Source organism: Thermococcus sp. M36, from assembly GCF_012027355.1.
In the GTDB taxonomy this organism is placed as follows: Archaea; Methanobacteriota_B; Thermococci; order Thermococcales; family Thermococcaceae; genus Thermococcus.
The window spans coordinates 1-572 of the sequence record NZ_SNUH01000065.1 but is presented as its reverse complement, the minus strand read 5'-3'; the positions used below and the strand labels follow the sequence as shown (position 1 = coordinate 572).

Here is a 572-nt window from a genome sequence, read left to right as displayed (position 1 = left end):
CGCTCTTCCGATCTTAGAGTTTTACGGGTTGCTTAAAACCTCCCCACAAAGTGGAACTTATGTTGCCGGCTTAGGCATTAAAGTATTAGACAGTTTATTGGGAGATGTTATCAATTTAAACAAAGATGATTTCGTAGCTTTAATAGAAGCTCGTTATTACATGGAATTGAATGCTATCAAATTAGCCTGCCAGAGAAGAACTGATACAGACCTTGCTGAAATTGAAACTGCTTTAAAAGACCATGAAAAGAGAGCTACTAAAGGCTTAAATGCTTTTGAAGAAGATATGATTTTTCACATGAAAATTGCTTCTGCTGCAAAAAATCAGGTTATAGAAGGTATGATGCTGATTGTTGTTCCAGATTTAATCAGAACAATTGTAGAAAGAAAAATCTGCGGAACAGACAGAAGCACAAGGGCTATTGCAGAACACAAAAATATTTTAGATGCTATTGCATTGCAAGATGTTGCTACTGCAGAAGCCGCTATGCACTTGCATTTGGAAGAAATTATGAAAGTAAGCCGTGATTATAAAACGGTTTTATTATAAAACAACGATTGCTATTTAAAAC

At 35.3% G+C, this 572-nt stretch carries 1 protein-coding gene; it reads left to right on the top strand.

The annotated features are described in order from the left end of the window. Nucleotides 1–550, top strand: a 550-nt coding sequence (locus E3E36_RS11335; protein WP_167895525.1) for a FadR/GntR family transcriptional regulator, incomplete at its 5' end; no start/stop codon positions are given. Nucleotides 551–572 lie beyond the last annotated feature (22 nt).